Annotated in this window: 16 protein-coding genes; 9 read left to right on the top strand and 7 right to left on the bottom strand. The window is 65.5% G+C overall.

Annotated features, from left to right (window positions below; all coding sequences use genetic code 11):
- Nucleotides 1-320: 320 nt before the first annotated feature.
- Entirely contained in the window at nt 321-797 is a 477-nt protein-coding gene (locus tag GN330_RS00240) for an SRPBCC family protein (RefSeq protein ID WP_156710572.1), read from the top strand.
- Nucleotides 798-1,227: 430 nt separating this feature from the next.
- Nucleotides 1,228-1,482 carry a serine hydrolase family protein gene (locus tag GN330_RS23575; RefSeq protein WP_210252311.1) on the top strand — a complete coding sequence of 85 codons (255 nt, stop codon included), beginning with the start codon at nt 1,228-1,230 and terminating at the stop codon, nt 1,480-1,482.
- A 41-nt stretch (nt 1,483-1,523) separates the two neighbouring features.
- On the opposite strand, the gene GN330_RS00230 is transcribed toward GN330_RS23575, so the two are convergent.
- Nucleotides 1,524-2,816 (bottom strand): DUF2254 domain-containing protein, encoded by a 1,293-nt coding sequence (locus GN330_RS00230; protein ID WP_156710571.1) that lies wholly within the window; start codon nt 2,814-2,816, stop codon nt 1,524-1,526.
- A gap of 206 nt (nt 2,817-3,022) precedes the next feature.
- Here GN330_RS00230 and GN330_RS00225 point away from each other — a divergent pair, with 206 nt between their 5' ends.
- A complete protein-coding gene (locus GN330_RS00225) occupies nt 3,023-4,102 on the top strand; it encodes an AbrB family transcriptional regulator (protein WP_156710570.1) in 1,080 nt (359 codons plus the stop codon).
- Nucleotides 4,103-4,194: 92 nt separating this feature from the next.
- Nucleotides 4,195-4,449, top strand: a complete 255-nt coding sequence (locus GN330_RS00220; RefSeq protein ID WP_343040104.1) for a DUF6460 domain-containing protein — start codon at nt 4,195-4,197, stop codon at nt 4,447-4,449.
- On the opposite strand, the gene GN330_RS00215 is transcribed toward GN330_RS00220, so the two are convergent.
- The gene (locus GN330_RS00215) at nt 4,439-5,368 is read right to left on the bottom strand and encodes a histone deacetylase family protein (RefSeq protein ID WP_156711871.1); all 930 of its coding nucleotides are present in this window, start codon (nt 5,366-5,368) and stop codon (nt 4,439-4,441) included. The two genes, GN330_RS00220 and GN330_RS00215, sit on opposite strands and share 11 nt — an antisense overlap.
- A 148-nt stretch (nt 5,369-5,516) precedes the next feature.
- Here GN330_RS00215 and GN330_RS00210 point away from each other — a divergent pair, with 148 nt between their 5' ends.
- Nucleotides 5,517-6,887 carry an MATE family efflux transporter gene (locus GN330_RS00210; protein WP_156710569.1) on the top strand — a complete coding sequence of 457 codons (1,371 nt, stop codon included), beginning with the start codon at nt 5,517-5,519 and terminating at the stop codon, nt 6,885-6,887.
- 4 nt (nt 6,888-6,891) lie between these two features.
- On the opposite strand, the gene GN330_RS00205 is transcribed toward GN330_RS00210, so the two are convergent.
- Nucleotides 6,892-7,968, bottom strand: coding sequence for a quinone-dependent dihydroorotate dehydrogenase (locus GN330_RS00205; RefSeq protein WP_156710568.1), 1,077 nt, complete (start codon nt 7,966-7,968; stop codon nt 6,892-6,894).
- A complete protein-coding gene (locus tag GN330_RS00200) occupies nt 7,965-8,312 on the bottom strand; it encodes a DUF952 domain-containing protein (protein WP_156710567.1) in 348 nt (115 codons plus the stop codon). Before GN330_RS00200 ends, GN330_RS00205 begins: the two co-directional genes overlap by 4 nt.
- A 131-nt stretch (nt 8,313-8,443) precedes the next feature.
- Between GN330_RS00200 and GN330_RS00195 the strand changes: the two genes are divergently transcribed.
- Nucleotides 8,444-8,875, top strand: a complete 432-nt coding sequence (locus tag GN330_RS00195; RefSeq protein ID WP_156710566.1) for a hypothetical protein — start codon at nt 8,444-8,446, stop codon at nt 8,873-8,875.
- 10 nt (nt 8,876-8,885) lie between these two features.
- Here GN330_RS00195 and GN330_RS00190 read toward each other — a convergent pair whose 3' ends face one another.
- Complete coding sequence (locus GN330_RS00190) at nt 8,886-9,752, bottom strand: thioesterase family protein (protein ID WP_156710565.1); 867 nt, start codon at nt 9,750-9,752, stop codon at nt 8,886-8,888.
- A 184-nt stretch (nt 9,753-9,936) separates the two neighbouring features.
- On the bottom strand, nt 9,937-10,356 hold the full coding sequence (locus tag GN330_RS00185) for a hypothetical protein (protein WP_197434969.1): 420 nt from the start codon (nt 10,354-10,356) through the stop codon (nt 9,937-9,939).
- A gap of 246 nt (nt 10,357-10,602) precedes the next feature.
- On the opposite strand from GN330_RS00185, the gene GN330_RS00180 reads away from it, so the two are divergent.
- Nucleotides 10,603-11,265: a response regulator transcription factor gene (locus GN330_RS00180; RefSeq protein ID WP_156710564.1), complete on the top strand. Its 663-nt coding sequence runs from the start codon at nt 10,603-10,605 to the stop codon at nt 11,263-11,265.
- Nucleotides 11,266-11,270: 5 nt separating this feature from the next.
- Here the strand turns inward: GN330_RS00180 and GN330_RS00175 are convergent, their stop codons facing one another.
- Nucleotides 11,271-14,768, bottom strand: coding sequence for a NahK/ErcS family hybrid sensor histidine kinase/response regulator (locus tag GN330_RS00175; RefSeq protein ID WP_156710563.1), 3,498 nt, complete (start codon nt 14,766-14,768; stop codon nt 11,271-11,273).
- 222 nt (nt 14,769-14,990) lie between these two features.
- On the opposite strand from GN330_RS00175, the gene mscL reads away from it, so the two are divergent.
- Both mscL and GN330_RS00165 read left to right on the top strand, forming a co-directional pair.
- Entirely contained in the window at nt 14,991-15,416 is a 426-nt protein-coding gene (gene mscL, locus GN330_RS00170) for a large conductance mechanosensitive channel protein MscL (RefSeq protein WP_156710562.1), read from the top strand.
- 117 nt (nt 15,417-15,533) lie between these two features.
- Nucleotides 15,534-16,706, top strand: coding sequence for a pyridoxal phosphate-dependent aminotransferase (locus GN330_RS00165; RefSeq protein ID WP_156710561.1), 1,173 nt, complete (start codon nt 15,534-15,536; stop codon nt 16,704-16,706).
- The last annotated feature ends 7 nt before the right edge of the window (nt 16,707-16,713 follow it).

Raw genomic sequence — 16,713 nt, 5'->3', positions numbered from 1 at the left:
AGCGGCCATCATCCTTTTCGAACGCAAGCGCGATCGGGCCGCTGTCAGCAGCCCCACCACCATGCCTGTGCGATCGTCTTTGCGTTCATGGCGTCTCCTTACCCATCAAGGAGGGCCCGCGCAACCGGATTCCGCATCGCCGGCGCGATGGTCGCGGCGCGCTTGCGTGTGGTGCTGCGGACGCGTCTGCTTCTTGCCACCGGGTAGGGCCGGTCCCCGCCTTCCGAAAAAATCGCTTGCCTTTCGGAGTTTGTGATTTTATTTAGTGACCGGTTGCAATATTATATCAGTTTACTTGCCTTGAGCGAAAGGACGTGACCATGACCGATCACAGCGAAACCCATGCGATTTTCACCGTCGAGCGACTGATCGATCTGCCGCCTTCCATCGTTTTTGCCGGATTTTCCGACCCGCAAACAAAACGGCGCTGGATGGGCGGCGAAGAACAGGGCTGGACCGTCGACCGCTTCGAGATGGATTTCCGGGTTGGGGGCGTCGAAACTTGGCGTTTCAGCTTCGGCGATAGCGGGCCGATGTCTAACGACGTGGTGTTTCTCGACATCGTCGAAGACCGGCGCATCGTGATCGCCTATGCGATGATCATCGCCGGCAAGCGGATTTCCGCCTCGTTGGCGACCACGACCTTCGTTTCCGAGGGCAGCGGCACGCGCGTGACGTATACCGAGCAGGCGACCTTCTTGGACGGAGCCGACACGCCGGAAAGCCGAGAGGCGGGTTGTCGCGAACTGCTTGCCGCGCTCGAGACCGATCTGACCGGTTCGCGCAAGGTGGCCTGATCGGAGCCGACCTGATCGTCGGACACCCGCCAAAAAAGGCGATGCCCAACCGCTCGTTCCGAGAAGGGGTTATGATCGCAAGGATGATCGTTTCGGGCATTCAACTCGACCGTCGGGCCCTGTTCGGGGCAGTAGCTTTGGGCGGCGCGCTCGCTCTTGCCGCCAAATCAGGCCCGGCAGCGCCTCGCTGGCCAAGCCGGTCACGGCCGCCGCCGCGATGGTCCTGGTCGAGGAGGGGCGCTTGCGCCTCGACGACCCGTCGATCCCTTCCTGCCCGAACTGGCCGGCGCGAGGTGCTGCACTCGATCGACGCCACGGTGGACGACACCGCGCCGGCTCGGCGACCGATCACCTTGCGCGACCTTCTGATCTTGCTGTCCGGTCTCGGCGCGATCATGGTCTGGCCGCCGAAATACCCCTTGCAGGGGCCATGGCCGAGGCGGGTGTCGCGCTGATGACCGCCGACCAACTCACCGGGGTTCAGCGCGCCGGACCACATGCGGCGATGTTTTTCAACGGCAATTCCGGCTGGGGTTTCGGCTGTGCCGTGGCCAGGCGGCGCAACGATCTGTGGATGAACCCTGGGCGCTTCGGCCGGGACGGCGGCTACGGAACCTCGGCCTATGCCGATCCGGCTGAAGGTCTCGCCGGCATCCTGATGACCCAGCGCATGATGGACTCGTAGCTGCCGCCATTGACCTTCACCGATTTCTGGACCGGGGCCTATCAGGCGCCCGACGGTTGACGACGGGCGTCGTCACGGCCCGGCAGGTCGACGCCGACAAGCTGCGCCGCGGCCTGCACGCGGTCGAAATCGGGCCGGAACGCCAGGCCGGTTTCAGCCCGTTGCAAGGCGAGACGGGAACGTCGCACCGCCTCGTCGCGGAAACGCCCGTCACCGGCGCGCCCCAGCGCGGCGAGCGCTTTGTGCAGGCGGATCTGCACCTCGGCCAGTCCCGCGCCGTCGCGTTCGATCGGTACGAAAATATCGTCGAAGAGATCGGCTATCTCGATTTCGGGCACCAGCACGCGCGGGAAGGCGGGTTCCGCCGACTCACGTTCCTCCGCCCACACCGCAAGTACGCGCACCGCGCGGCCGAGGACGTCGATCGCAGTGCCGGGATCGTTGACGGCCGGCGACAGCGCGCGCGAGGCGATCTCGGCCAGCACCGCCAGGCCGTAGCGCGGATCCTGGTCGTAGGAGCGCTCGTCGGCGATCGTGAAGGCTGACCGGATCAGGTCGAGGTCCTGCCTGTCCGCGTCGCAATGGGCGAGCGGCCGGGCGGGATCGACGAAGGCGCCCGGAACGGCGTCGACGACGATCTCGGTTGCGGTCTTGTCGGCCAGGTTCGAAAGCGCGCGCATGTCGACGTGCTGGACATAGCCGATCCGGTCGGAAGACACCGTCTGGCCGCCCGAAAGAAGCCGGGACGCGGCGGGTGAAATTGGCTTGCCTCCGAGGCATGGCCGGTCGACGCGTCCGCGTATGGCCCGTGCCGTCGCGGTTTCGACCTGCTGGGTCGTTTCGCTGACGCGGCCGAGCCGCAGCAGATAGTCGATCCAGCGCAGAAGCGTGACCACGATCAAAAGGACGACGAAAATCGTCACAACGAACAACACCACGCGCCCGCGTTCGCCATAGGCGCCCATGGCGAGCGTGATGATCGCCACCAGGCTGAACAGGAACGAACCGACGAAGGTTCCGAGCACGTTCTGGGTGGTGGTGTCTTCGATCAAGAGCCGGGTCGCCCGCGGCGTCACGTTGCCGGTTGCGGCCGAGTAGGCCGCCACCATGGTGCTCAACGAAAAGGTTGTGACGGCGAGCATGCTCGAGGCGATGATGTTGAGGATGTTTTCGACCGCGTCGGCGCCGATCCGTGCTGAAAGCCCCTGCGGCAGATAGGGCGACACGACCAGAGACAACAGCGCGGCTGCGACCGCCAGCAGCGAAATCAGCGTGGCGCGGAACCACAGGCGGCGCGTCACCTGCAGGAGCAGCCATCCCCATCGCGACACCATGCGCCATCTCCTCCGGGCCGAAAGACCGCGCCCTTTATGGCCGTGACCGCGGCCCTGCGCAACGGCCCGACGCAACGGTCATGCTCCAGGGTCATGCTCCGGGACGGACCGCGATGCCGGCATGGAGCCCGGTGCCGAGCGGGGATTGGCATAGCCGCCTCAAGCGGACATAAGGGACGAGTTTATCAGGCGAATGCTTTCCGTTCATGTCCGATCCAGCAATGCCGGCGCGTTTCGAAAAACTATCGGCACCATGGCAATGGTGCCTGCTTTTCGTCCTGTCCGCGCTCGTTGCGGGCGGGCTGGAATTCCTCGGCATGCCGGCTGCGCTGCTGATCGGCCCGATGGTCGCGGCGGTGGTGTGCGGCGTCAACGGCGCCTCGGCGCGTGTGCCGGAGCCAGCCTATCTCGCCGCGCAGGGTGTCATCGGATGCCTCGTGGCAATGGCGATCGCCCCCCAAGTGATAGCCGGTTTCCTGGAGCGCTGGCCGCTGTTTCTGGGCGTCGTGCTCGCCACGCTGATCGCCTCCGGCCTGCTGGGCGCCATGGTGGGCCGGTGGGGCGCATTGCCGGGCACGACCGCGGTCTGGGGCTCTGCTCCCGGGGCGGCTTCGGCGATGGTGGTGATGGCCGACGCTTTCGGCGCCGACGCGCGGCTGGTCGCCTTCATGCAATATCTGCGCGTCATCTTCGTATCGCTGTCGGCCGCACTGTTTGCTCGCCTTTTTGTCGATACATCCGGCGTCGTGGCACCGCCGATCGACTGGTTTCCCACGCTTCGCCTGCCCGACTTTCCCGCCACTGTCGCGATCGCACTGGTGGGCGCGTTCGGCGGCAGGGTAATGCGTTTTCCCGGCGCCGCGCTGCTGATGCCCATTTTGCTCGCCGCCGCCTACCAGCTTACGGGTCTCGGCACCCTGCAACTGCCGGAATGGCTGCTGGCGGCGAGCTATGCGGCGATCGGCTGGACGATCGGACTCAAATTCACCCGCCCGATTCTGGCGCATGCCGGCAGGGCGCTGCCCCATGTCGTGCTCGCCATCCTGCTGCTGATCGGTTTTTGCGCCGGGTTGGGTGTCATCATGGCGCCGGTTTTCGGCGTCGACGCTCTGACCGCCTTCCTTGCAACGAGCCCCGGCGGCATGGATTCGGTGGCCATCATCGCGGCTGCGTCGCGCAGCGTCGATCTGTCCTTCGTCATGACCCTGCAGATGGCGCGTTTTGTCATCGTGCTCGTATTCGGTCCGCCGGTGGCGCGGCTGATCGCGGGCCGAATGAAAGGCTGAACGCCCATTGCGGCCTTGATGCCGGGGCGGCCAGTCTCTATGTCGCGCTGACTGAAACCGTTTCGGACGAGGTTGATCCAGTGGCAGGACGCGTGACCCGGATTCTTGGCGACAGCCCCGTTCGCCTGGTGCTCAAGCTTGTCGTCGTCTCCTTCCTCGTCGGCATCATTATGGATGCCTTCGGATGGTCGGCGCTGGCGGTATGGATCGAGGTGCGCGATGTCGTACTCGACGTCTGGCATATGGGCTTTTCCGCCCTCGGTCGTTTCGCCGACCATATCCTGCTCGGCGCGGCTGTTGTGGTGCCGGCCTTCATTATCCTGCGGCTGCTCAGCGTCAGGCGGTGAGTTCGCGCGCTTCGGCGCTTGCGAATTCGGTTGCGACCTCGAACAGGATCGCGTGGCGTTCGCCGAGAGCCGGGACGTCAGTCGAATAGCCACCGCCGATGACGCCGCACACCGGCACGCCCCGGCGGCGGAAATGGCCGATCACCGCCCGGTCGCGCCGGCGCAGGCCCTCCTCGCTCAGGGCAAGCTTGCCGAGCCGGTCATCGGCGTGCGGATCGACGCCGGCATTGTAGAACACCAGGTCCGGCCGGCCGTAATCGCACAAAAGCGGCAGGATCGCGTCGAGGCGCGCCAAATAGGCCTCGTCATTCGTGCCATCCGGCAGGGCGATGTCGAGATCGGAGGCGCGTTTGCGCGCCGGATAGTTTTTCGCAGCGTGCATGGAAAAAGTGAACACGCGCGGCTCGTCGGCAAAGATGTCGGCGGTGCCGTCGCCCTGATGCACGTCGAGATCGATCACCAGTGCGCGCCGGACTGCGCCTTCGGCAAGCAGCGCGAGGGCGGCCACGCCAACATCGTTGACGGTGCAGAAACCGGCGCCTTGGGCGTGGCGCGCATGGTGCGAGCCGCCGGCGGTGTTGCAGGCGATGCCCTCGGCAAGCGCGAGCCGCGCGGCAAGCAGCGTGCCCGACGTGGCCAAATGCGCCCGTCGCGACACCTTCTCGCTGACCGGAAAACCGATCTCGCGTTCGATCGCCGCCGGCACCGTGCAGGTCAGTACCTGTTCGACATAGACGGGATCGTGCGCCAGCGCCAAAAATTCCGCCCCGACCGGTTCGGGAACGTGCACGGTGGCGGCCGAGACCAGGCCGCGACGGCGCAGCGCGTCCATCAGGAAACGGTATTTGCCCATTGGAAAACGATGATGCGCGGGAAACGCGGCATCGTAGTCGGGGTGGTGAACGATCGATAGCGTCATCGGCAAGAATTAGCGCCGCCGGGCTGCCAAGAAAAGGCCGAGCCTGGCACTATTGTGTTGTCAGCTTGACCCGAATAGTAAGCGCCACGTTCGCGCGGGCGTGGCGCACGGCCATGGCCGGCGCAGTCAGGAAACGGGGCCGGCCTTCATGGACGTGAAAACGCGCGGCGCGAGCAAACTCCCCCTGCCCGGCGGCGGCCCGCGCGCCTTCGTCGTCACTCACCGGCTCGTCCTGTCGATTGCCGTGCCGATGACGCTTGCCTATCTGACGACGCCGCTGCTGGGCCTGACCGACACGGCGGTGGTCGGCCAGTTCGGCGATCCGGCCCTGCTCGGCGGCCTTGCCGCCGGCGCGATCGTCTTCGACCTCGTCTTCGCCAGTTTCAACTTCTTGCGCTCGGGGACGACCGGCCTCGTCGCGCAGGCCTATGGCCGTGGCGATGCGCGCGCCGAACAGGCCTGGTTCTGGCGCGCCTATGCCGTGTCGCTTGTGTCAGGCGGGTCCTTGCTGGCCGCCGCGCCGCTGATCGCCTTCCTCGGCGCCTGGTTCATCGACGGCGGACCCGCCGTCACCGAAGCCCTGCGCACCTACGTGCTGATCCGCCTGTTGTCGGCTCCCGTGGCGCTCGCCAACTACGCCATCCTCGGCTACGTGCTCGGACGCGGCGAGGGTCTGCGCGGCCTCTTCCTCCAGATCGTGCTCAATGGCTGCAATATCGCGCTCTCGGTCTGGTTCGGCCTCGGCCTCGGTTGGGGGATCGAGGGCGTGGCCTGGGGCACGGTCTGCGGCGAGGCGGTCGCCTTCCTGGTCGGCACGACGATGGTCGTGCGCCGCTTTTCACGCCTGCCGGGGCCGCGGCGCTCGGAACTGCTCGACGCCACCGCGCTGCGGGAAATGTTCGCCGTCAACCGCGACATCATGATCCGCTCCTTCGTGCTTTTGTCGGCCTTCGCGCTGTTTGCCCGTCAGGGCGCGCAACTCGGCACGCTCACCCTGGCCGTCAACGCAGTTCTGCTGAACTTTTTCCTTGTCGCCGGCTATTTCCTCGACGGGTTCGCCACCGCTGCCGAACAACTGGCCGGCCGCGCCGTCGGCGCGCGCCAACGACAGGCCTTTGTCGACGCGGTGCGGCTGTCCTCGCTCTGGGGGTTTGTCATGGCGGGTCTGGCGGCGGCGGCGATGCTGGGGGGCGGCAATGCCCTCGTGGCGGTCATGACCACGGCGCAGGAGGTGCGCGCCGGCGCCGCGATTTTTCTGCCCTGGGCCGCATTCACCGCGGCGTCGGGCGTGCTCGCCTTCCAGATGGACGGGGTCTATATCGGCGCGACCTGGTCCCGCGACATGCGCAACATGATGCTTTTGTCGTTCGCCCTGTTCGTCCTCGCGCTGATCGTCCTGCCACAATGGTGGGGCAATCACGGGCTTTGGGCCGCATTGCACATTTTCCTGATCGCGCGCGGGCTCAGCCTGACCGCCGTCCTGCCCGGCCGCATCCGGCGGACCTTCGCCACGCCGTAAGGTTTCAGCCGATCGGCGTGGCCACCCATTTTGCGACGTGGCTGTCGCGGATATCGGCCAGCGATCGCAAACCTTCCTTTTCGGCAAAGCGCGCGAGGCCGGCCACGATCGCGCCCGGCAGCGACGGGCCAGCATAGATCATACTCGTATAAAGCTGGACCAGATCGGCCCCGGCGCGGATTTTCTCCAACGCCGCCTCGGTCCCGTCGACGCCGCCCGCGCCGATCAACGCGACGTCCGGGCCGAGCCGTTTGCGCATCCGTGCAAGTACGGCCGTCGAACGGGGAAAAAGCGGCTTGCCCGACAAGCCGCCGGCTTCGGCGTGCGCGGCCGAGCGCAACCCCTGGCGGGCGAGCGTGGTGTTGGAGACGATGATGCCGTCGATCCCGTTCGCCGTGACCTCTTCGGCGATGTCGTCGAGATCGGTCTCGCCGAGATCGGGCGCGATCTTGAGGAAGATCGGGATCGCCGGTACCGATGTCCGTGCCGCGCTGACGCGCCCCAAAAGTGCGCGGAGTTCGGAGCGGCCCTGTAGATTGCGCAGGCCCGGCGTGTTGGGCGAGGAGATATTGACGGTCAAATAGGAGGCGAGGCCGGCGAAGCGTGCCACGCCGGCCACATAATCGCCGATCCGGTCCTCGGCCTCTTTGTTGGCGCCGATATTGACGCCGACGACGCCGGGTCGCCCCGCGCGCGCGCCAAGCCGCATGGCCGCGGCCGCATGGCCTTCATTGTTGAAGCCGAGCCGGTTGATCACCGCGTCGTCCTCGACCAGTCGGAAAACGCGCGGCTTGGTGTTGCCCATCTGCGGCAGCGGCGTCACCGTGCCGATTTCGGCGAAACCGAAGCCAAGGTTAAGCAGCGCGTCGGGTACTTCGGCATTCTTGTCATAACCGGCCGCGATGCCGAGCGGATTGGGGAAGGCGAGCCCCGCGACCGCGGTCGCAAGCCGCGGCTCGACGACCGGCCGCCGCGTCAGCGGCATGACGGATTTGAGCGCTGCGATCGACAGGCCATGAGCCGTTTCCGGGTCGAGCCTGAACAGCGCCCGCCGCCCCAGCCTGCCGACAAGAGCCTTCAAGGTTTGAGTTCCGGAAAGTCGTGGCGACCGTCGCTGCCGAGCGGAAGCGGTTTCACCCAAAGCACGCTCGCCGGGTCGAGCGATGCGTAGAGGTGGGGAAACAGCGCGCCGCCGCGTGAGACCTCGTATTTCAACGCCGCGCCGAGCCCGGCCGCGTCGACGGCGATCAGGACGAGGTCGTCCATGCCGGCGAAATGCTTGGCCGCCGTTTCGCGCACCTGTTCGGCGGTCGAAAAATGGATGTAACCATCCTTAAGGTCGATCGCGGCGCCCCTAAACAGGCCGTTCGTCTCCGCCTCCCGCCAAAGCGCTCGCGGGCAGATCTTGTAAATGATGGTATTCATGCACGCCGTATAGAATCGTGCGGCGCCGTGCGGAAGCCGCTGGCCGAAATTTATTGCGCCGCAGTGGGCAAGAACCGCATTTCGGGCGTATTGCCGTGCTGGTGTCGGTCCTCATATTCATGGAGGGCGAGATGCGGACCAACTTTCTGGTGGCTACCACCCTTGGCGCGATGATGGCCGCCGGCGGTACGGCGTCCGCGCAGGACGGCGAACGCTATTGGATCGAGAAATCCCAGGACGGTTATGTGCGCATGGATCGCCAGACCGGGGAAATGTCCTATTGCAGCGGGCAGGGTGGCCGGCTCGTGTGCCGTCTGGCCGCCGACGACCGGCGCGCACTGCAGGACGAGATCGCGCGTTTGCAGGACGAGATCGTGGCGATCGAGGAACGGTTGGCGGCGCTCGAGAGCCGACCGCGCGACGAGGGATTGCCGAGCGAGGACGAGTTCGAGAAGACGATGGGTTATATGGAGCGCTTCTTCCGCCGCTTCATGGGCATTGTGAAGGAATTCGAACGCGATCTTGGCGGCGAGCCGGACGACAGCACTTCCCAGAAGACCTGACGGCGCGGCGTCAACGCCCGTCCGTGGCGTCCGGGCCGAGGGTCGCCGGAAGCGCCACTGTCTTACGTGTCTCAAGGTCGAGAATGACCGCCACTACCTCGACCGTGACCAGCGGCGCGCCGTCGGAAAGGCGTTTCATTTCGTGCCGCATCATGAATGTCTTGCCCGAAAAGGCCGCGGGGCGCGCATAAAGCACCAGTCCGTCGCCTGCCCGGGCGCTTTCGTGATGGGTGAGCTTCATTTCCAGCGCGACACGGCCGTAATTGTGCTGTCGGAGCCATTGGATGGTCACACCGCCATGTTCCCACACATGCGGCGCCGCGTCGGTGAAGCGGGCGACGTAAAACTGTTCGGTGAGCCGACCGGCGGCGTCGCACTCGCCGGGAAGCGCGATCGAACGGATAGCGATCAGCCCGCCCGTGGCGAGCATCGCTTCGCCCGACATGGCCAGGGCCGGCTCCGGCTCGACGCCGCGCGGCAGGGCACGCGCCACCGCCGCGGCCGGTACGGCGTGAGCGTCGTCGGTGACGGAGGGCGTATCGAGCGCGGTCGCGGCCAGGGCGCCGGTCTCCAGGTTTTCGAGCAGATGCACGACATGTCCGCGAAACGGACCGTCGGCGATCGTCCCGCTGAGGGTGCGTGTGGTGGCGCCGACGTGAAGCTCGGCATGAAAGCGCACGTGGCGGACACGCGGCGCCGCGCCGTCGAGCGCGCCGCCATGCGCGGCGGCGAAGAACCGCGCGGCCTCGTCGAAGCGCTTGAAATAGAACTGCACGTTGAGATGGGCGTTCTCGTCGCATTCCCAGGTGTTGACGATGGAACGATGTGTCTCGGCGAGGTTTTCCAGTATTGGCGCGGCGTCCGGTCTTGTGTCCACGATGCATTCCTCTCGGTCGTTGGCGGGGTCGCCCCGTTCGACGGTGCCGGCCCGGATAGTTCCGGGTTACCCGATGATTCACCTCCCGTCTGCCAGGATTTCTGTTGCAGTCCGGGAAATGCCGCGGCAATCGGCGGCGCAAGGTCGATCGGGCGCCGCGGCATGATCGGGGCCTGTGAACCGGTTACTGCCGGGCCAACCCGATAACCGGCGTTGCCACGGCGAACGGGTCCATGTCGAAACCCAGAGCGACCAGCGCTACCGAAACCGCGAAAAACCCGCACGCAACCAGGAAGCTGGCGCGGGCGAAGCGGCCATAAACCTCGCGCAGAATTGTCAGGAAAATCAGCCTGGCCTCGGGATTTCGAGGCCGGAACCGTTCGGCGAGATTGAGCCAGACCTCGGTGCGCTTCGGATTCTGCGACGGGGCGGCGACGGCCTTGAAGGTCAGGATGCCGGCCATGACCATCGTGGTGATCGCGCCGGAGCGGAAGGCGAGCGCCGGATTGAACGAGAACGACAGCATAATAAGCGCGATCGCGATCGCGCCGAACATGACGGCGCGGCCGATGCACAGCATGGCGACTTGACGAATCGGCTCCATCAGCGGGGTCCGCGGCTCCGAGACGATGCCGATGATGCCGGATTTTCCGGGTCTCGCACAAATCACAATCGGGCGACGGGTGCTCGCAACTCGTTGCGCCGGCTGTTTTTCGACGTCCCAGACAAGGGGTGTGGTCGACGGTTCGTTCTCCGGTTTGTGCGTGCGGCTTGAAATGCCGTATCATCCCCGCATAATCGGCGCGTCATCCGTTCGTATAAGGAAACGGAGACAGGGAGGGCCGGGCATTTGTCTTCAGGCTTTACGTTTATCGTCGCGGATGACCATCCGCTGTTTCGTGGCGCGCTGAAACAGGCGCTCTTGTCGATGGACCGCGACATCACCATCCTCGAGGCGGGGACGTTTTCGGAAACCAAGGCGGTCGTGTCCGGGCGCGACGACGTCGATCTGCTGCTGCTCGACCTGACGATGCCCGGGGCGAGCGGCCTGTCCGGCCTGGTCGCGCTACGCGCCATCAACTCGGTCGTCCCGGTCGTGGTCGTGTCGGCGCGCGACGACACCGACACCATCCGCCGGGCTATCGAGCTCGGCGCGTCGGGCTTCATCTCCAAATCCGCCAGCATGGACGAGATACGCAACGCGGTGACGACGGTGCTCGAAGGCGGCGTTTCGGCACCGAGCGAGGAGGAATTGGGACCTGAATCGGATCCGGAAATCTTCGATCTGATCCGGCGCCTGCGGTCGTTGACCCCGCAGCAGGCACGCGTGCTCAACATGCTGGCCGACGGGCTGCTCAACAAACAGATCGCCTATGAGCTTGGCGTGTCGGAGGCAACGATCAAGGCCCATGTTTCGGCGGTGCTGCAAAAGCTCGATGTTGACAGCCGCACTCAGGCCGTCATCCAGCTTTCGCGGATCGGCGCCGACGCCCTGCTGGCGCCGGAGGGCTAGCCGCATTACTCGGCCGCGGGCCTGATTCGCTGCCAGCGCGCCAACAGGCTGCGCAATTGCGCCGGCTTGATCGGCTTGTTGAGCACGGGCACGTCGATTTCCGTCGCCTCATGCCGGACGTCGCCGGTGCGATCCGCGGTCAGCAATATGGCCGGGATCGTCTCGTTGTGGAGCTTTCTCAGCGCCTTGATGACGGCCACCCCATCGTCATTGTCGAGGTGGTAGTCGGCCAGGATCACGTCCGGCGCGCCGCGCTCGGAACCACCGGAGCCGCGATAGGCGGCGAGGCCGGTCGCCGTCGCCACATCGCATCCCCAGCCCTCAAGCAGCAGGCGCATGCCGTCCAGGATGCGGTTTTCATTGTCGATGCACAAGACACGCAGCCCGGCCAGTGAATAGGCCGCGCGAGGCTCGTTCGTTGGCTGCGAGGGTGCCCGCACCGCAATAGCGGGCGCTACCGGCATGATCACCGAGAAGACCGTGCCGCGGCCATGATGCGATCCGATCCTGATCTCCAGCCGCAGGACGCGCGCGATCCGATCGACAATCGATAGCCCGAGGCCGAGACCCTGGGCTTCGCGCGCGCCGGCGTCGAGGCGGTGGAATTCGCGGAAAACCGTATTGAGCTGATCGGCGGGGATGCCGATCCCGGTGTCGAGCACCTGGATCTCGACCAGCCCGCCGCGCCGCCGCGCGCCGACCAGCACGGTGCCCGCGCGCGTGTATTTGATCGCGTTGGAAACCAGGTTCTGCAACAAGCGACGCATAAGATTGCGATCGGTGGCTACCGTCAGCGACGACGGCACGATCCGCAGTTCCAGTCCCTTTTCGCGGGCAAGCGGCAGGAAATCGGTTCCGATCTGGCGCATCAGCCCATCGAGCCGGAAGGCGCTGACGGCCGGTTTCATGGCACCGGCATCGAGGCGTGAAATGTCGAGCACCGCGCCCAGGATGAACTCGACCGATTCCAGCGAGGATTCGATCGCCGCCGCCGCTGCCGAAACGGGTTCCTCGCTGGTTCGCTCGATCAGCGAGGAACAATAAAGCCGCGCCGCGTTCAGCGGCTGCAGGATGTCGTGGCCGGCGGCGGCCAGGAACCTTGTCTTGCCGAGATTGGCTTCCTCGGCGAGCATCTGTGCCTGGGCGAGTTCTTCGTTGACCCGTGTCAGTTCCGCCGTGCGGTCGGCGACCCTTTGTTCCAGCGTCTCGTTGGCGGCCTTGAGCGCCAGGTCGGCGCGCACGCGCTGGGTGATGTCGGCATAGGTAGCGACGATCCCGCCATCCGGCATCGGATTCGAACGCACCTCGATGATGCGGCCGCTGGTCAAAAGTTCGATCTGCCAGGGCTTCCCGAAGCGCGTCAACCGGTCGATCGTGTCCGCCTCCGCGCCGTCGGCGATGTCGCCGCGACTGGCGAGCGCGTCGACCACCTGTCCGAGCGAGACGCCCACGCGGCCGAGTTCGTCGGGCAGGTCGAAGAGGGTTCGGAACTGTCGGTTCCAGCAGGTCAGCCGGAAATCCAGATCGAAGACCGTGATGCCTTCCTCCATCTGGTCGAGCGCGATCTGCAACAGGTCGCGATTGTGCTGCAGCGCTTCGGAGGCGTCGTCCAGCAGACGGTAGGCGTCCTTGGCCGAGGGGTCGTTGCGCTGGAAAAGCAGCGACAGAACCAGCCGGGCCGAGGACGAGCCGACGGCGCTCGCCAGTAATTGTTCGGAATAGCGGATCAGCGCCATGTCGGCCTGTTCGTTGCCGGAAATCCGGCGGCCCTCCGAGCGGGCGAAGCTCTCGAACGAGCGCTCGGTCCGTTCCACGCCGAGATAGCGTGAGATCGTGTCCTTCAGGTTGTTGACCGTAACCGCCGTTCGAAAGCGGCGCAGGCTCGGCATCGGACTGACGTCGCGCGGCACGAAGATCGAGGCCTGGATGCGCTCCAGCGGCACGGCCTGCCGCGACAGCGAGCCGAATACGAAGCCGATCGTGTTGACCAAAAGGCTCCAGAACGTGCCATGATTGAGCGGCTCGGCCTCGACGCCGAACAGGGCTTGCGGGCGCAGCGCCTCGAGGCCGAACAGTCCGTTGACGATGATGTCGGTGTCGGGCGGCGCGATCGACGGCAAGAGCAGCGTGTAAAACCAGGTTACGATGCCGGCTGTCATGCCGATGAGGGCGCCGCGCGCGTTGGCGCCGCGCCAGAACAGGCCGCCGAAGAACGACGGCGCGAACTGGGCGATGGCGGCGAATGACATCAGTCCGATCGAGGCCAGGCGCGTATTGTAGGTCGATTCCCGATAGTAGAGGAACGCGACGAAAAGGATGCAGAAGATCGCCGCGCGGCGGACGTTGAGGATGACGGTCGTCCAGTCCTCACGTTCGCGTCGCCCGTGCGTCAGCAGCCGACGGAACATCAGCGGAATGACGAGATCGTTGGAGATCATGATCGACAGCGCCACGCTCGCCACGATGACCATGGCCGTGGCCGCCGACAATCCGCCGATAAAGGCGACCATGGCCAGCAGATCGTGGCCGCTCATCAGCGGCAGCGACAGCACGTAGAGGTCCGCGCTCGTCTGCTCGCCAACGACGGCCAATCCGGCGAAAGCGATTGGCAGCACGAACAGATTGATGGCCACGAGATATGCCGGAAAGACCCAGCTCGCCCGGCGCAGCTCGGTCTCGCTGCGGTTTTCCACGATCATCACGTAGAACTGGCGCGGCAGCATGATGATGGCGAACGCGCTCAATCCAGTCAGCACGAACCACGTGCCGAGCGAGGTCGGATAGGCCAGCGCCGCGCTGACCGCGGCGTCGGAGGCGATCAGGTCGATGAGGCCGCCGGCGCCGTCGAACAGGACGAAGGTGACCATCGCGCCCAACGCCAGGAAGGCGGCGAGCTTGACCACGGATTCGACCGCGACCGCGAGCACGAGCCCGTCCTGGTGCTCCGTCGCGTCGGAATGGCGTGTGCCGAACAGGACGGCAAACAGCGCCAGAAGCAGCGCGACGAGCAGGGATATGTCGCCGAGGAAGAGGTCGATGGCGGGCGGTGCGCCATTATAGTGCTCGACCATCAGGCTGACCGAGCCCGAGATGGCCTTGAGCTGCAACGCGATGTAGGGAACCGCCCCGACGGTCGCGATGATCGTCGCGATCGCGGCGACCGCGAAGCTCTTGCCGTAGCGGGCCGAAAGGAAATCGGCGATCGAGGTGATTTTTTCGGCTTTCGATAGACGGATGATCCGGCGCAGCAGCGGAAATCCGAACAGGAACACCAGCGTCGGGCCGATATAGATGGCGATGAATTCGAACCCGCGCTCGCTCGCCAGCCCGACCGAGCCGAAAAAGGTCCACGAGGTGCAGTAAATCGCCAGGCTGAGCGCGTAGATGATTGGGCGCGAGCGCATCGGGTCGCGTTTGGCGGCGCGCCTGTCGCCTATGCTGGCGATGGCGAACAGCATGGTGACATAGGCGACGGCGATGATGACGACGACCCAACCGCTCAACGACGTTCCACCTCCCGTCCCTGTCGTGCGATCACGGCCGACAGCGTTTCATCGCGACGGCGAAATTGCAATTGATGCTTTGGAGGCACAAGCGCCCGGCCGTGATGGCAAAGGTGCTGATTTTGTCCCGCCGCCGGCATTTTCTTTGTTCGGCCTGCCGGTATAATCCCCTTCGGTGGCGCGGTCGCGCTGTCGGGGGATTCGGCGTTAGGAGAGCCATATATGCTGAAGGAATTTCAGGAATTCGTCGCCAAGGGCAATGTCATGGACCTTGCCGTCGGCGTTATCATCGGCGGCGCGTTCGCGCTGATCGTGAAATCGCTGACCGACGACATTATCATGCCGATCGTAGGGGCGATCTTCGGCGGCTTCGATTTTTCTGACTATTTCGTGCCGCTGTCGTCGACCGTCACGGCGGCTACGCTGGAGGCGGCACGCGAACAGGGCGCGGTGCTCGCCTATGGCAATTTTATCACCGTGCTGCTCAACTTCCTGATCCTTGCCTGGATCATTTTCCTGATGGTCAAGGCGGTCAACAATCTGCGTCGTCGGCTGGAAGCCGAAAAGGAAGCCGCGCCGCCGTCGGCGCCCCCGGCCGACGTGAAGTTGCTCACTGAGATCCGCGACCTACTGGCCAAGGGCAAGTAAGCGGAACTGATCGGTCCTGTCCGGGCGGCGGCGTCCCTGCGACGGTGCCGCCCGGCTGGCGATTGGCGGAGAGGCCGCGCCCTCGGGTTGCCGTCGGCGTAATTTCGGGAGTGGTAGTTGGCCTTCAGGCAGTCGGATCACCTGCGCGATGAAGCGCGGCACGCGCCTGAAAGCGGCATCACAGCCGTTATCGGCCACGGGCGCGGCCGCGCCGGTCTGATCCCGCTCTGGGTCGGGGAGGGCGACTTGGCGACGCCTGCCTTTATCTGTGACGCCGCCGTCGACAGCCTGCGCGGCGGTGATACTTTCTATACCTGGCAGCGCGGTATTCCCGAGTTGCGTGTCGCGCTCGCCGCCTATTATCGCCGCCATTTCGGCGCCGAGTTTTCGGACCAAGAATTCATCGTCACCGGCGGCGGCATGCACGCCATCCTGATGGCGCTGCAGGCGGTTGCCGGCCATGGCGACGAAGTCGTCTACATCTCGCCGGCCTGGCCGAATTTCGCCGCCGCCGCCGAGATCGCCGGCGCGCGCGCCGTGCCGGTCGAACTCGACCTGTCGGACAATGGCTGGACGCTTGACCTTGCCCGGCTGGAGGCCGCGATCACCCCGCGCACTCGCGCCATATTCGTCAACTCGCCGTCGAACCCGACCGGCTGGACCGCCAGCCGCACGACGCTGGAGCATCTGCGTGACATCGCACGCCGCAACCGGCTGTGGCTGATCGCCGACGAGATCTATTCGCGTTTCCACTATGGCGGCGCGCGCGCTCCGTCTTTCCTAGACGTGACGGGGACCGACGACCGCATCCTGTTCGTCAACAGTTTTTCCAAGAACTGGGCGATGACCGGCTGGCGGATCGGCTGGATGCGGATTCCACCGCAATTACAGCAGGTGTTCGAAAACCTGGTGCAATACTCCAATTCCGGCGTGCCGCATTTCCTGCAGCGCGGCGCGGTGGCGGCGCTTGAACAAGGCGACGCCTTTGTGGGCGAACAGGTCGAACGCGCGCACAGCGCCCGCGATCGGGTCTGCCGTGCGCTGATGGCGACCGGGCGGGTGCGACTGGCAGTGCCCGAAGGTGCGTTTTATCTCTTCTTCGGCATTGACGGCGTGACGGATTCACACCGCGCCGCGCTCGACATCATCGACGAAGCCAATGTCGGCCTGGCGCCGGGCGTGGCCTTCGGTGCCGGCGGCGAGGGACTTTTTCGCCTGTGCTTCCATCGGCGGCTCGATCATGTCGAGGAGGCCGCCGCACGGCTCGCGGACTGGATCGTCAAGCGATAGGGCCTCC

Source organism: Nitratireductor arenosus (assembly GCF_009742725.1).
Lineage (GTDB): Bacteria > Pseudomonadota > Alphaproteobacteria > Rhizobiales > Rhizobiaceae > Mangrovimarina > Mangrovimarina arenosa.
This window is presented reverse-complemented; position numbering and strand designations above follow the sequence as displayed.